This window comes from Streptomyces sp. DH12, assembly GCF_020873895.1.
In the GTDB taxonomy this organism is placed as follows: domain Bacteria; phylum Actinomycetota; class Actinomycetes; order Streptomycetales; family Streptomycetaceae; genus Streptomyces.
The window spans coordinates 1-828 of record NZ_JAHWGT010000190.1; the positions used below are offsets into that span (position 1 = coordinate 1).

Below are 828 nucleotides of genomic sequence, written 5' to 3' on the forward strand. Positions count from 1 at the left end.
GTCCAGGGTGAGGGTACGGGTGATCTTCTCGCCGTCGGCGAGGGTGATCTGCGCGTCGATACGGCGCGGGAGGGCCGACTCCGACAGCTGGTCCGCGCGGGTGGAGGTGCCGGGGGTGATCACCAGGTCCAGCAGGCGGGTCGGCTGGTCGAAGGTGACCTCCAGCCACTCGCCCTCGGCCGCCTGCGAGATGCCGGGCCCCCACCAGGTGTTGTTCAGCTTGTCGAAGGCGAGACCCGCGCCGTGCCCGGTGTACGAGCGGGACGCCTTCACGGCGGACGGGCCGACGGGGGCGCGCTTGGCGAAGTGGTCGCGGGTGGCCTGGATCATCGTGCCGAGGTTCATCACCAGGGCGACGACCAGACCGATCACCACGGCGCCGACCACCCAGTTCCACACCCGGCCGAACCCCCGGCGCAGGCGCGGGCGTTCACCCGCCCACGCCGACTCGGCGCTGCGGTCGGCGAACATACGGCGCCACCACGGGAGGCGCCGCGGGGCGTCCTCGCCCCGTGTCATCGACATGGCGCAGCGCGCGCAGAAGTGCCGTTCGGGGCGGTTGGGGGTGGAGCACCAGGGGCACGGGACGCCGCCCTCCGCGTCCGCCTGCGGGCCCACGGCGCGGACCTGGGGGCGGCGGGCGGCCGTGCGGCCGGGAAGGACGGGGGCGACGGCGGGGTCCTCGGGGCCTTCGCGGGGTTCGCTGTCGGCGATGGGGACGAGGAGGGAGCGGGCCCGCTCGGACGCGTCGCTGTCGGCATCCCCCTGGGCGCGCGGCGGTTCGGCGGCTGCGGACGGCACGGAGGGAAGGGGTTCCGTGTCGTCCTC

Annotated in this window: 1 protein-coding gene; it reads right to left on the reverse strand. The window is 75.0% G+C overall.

Translation table 11 applies throughout. The annotated features are described in order from the left end of the window. Nucleotides 1–801: zinc ribbon domain-containing protein (locus LPA54_RS33430; protein ID WP_306806577.1), on the reverse strand; the 801-nt coding region annotated here is incomplete at its 3' end. Nucleotides 802–828 lie beyond the last annotated feature (27 nt).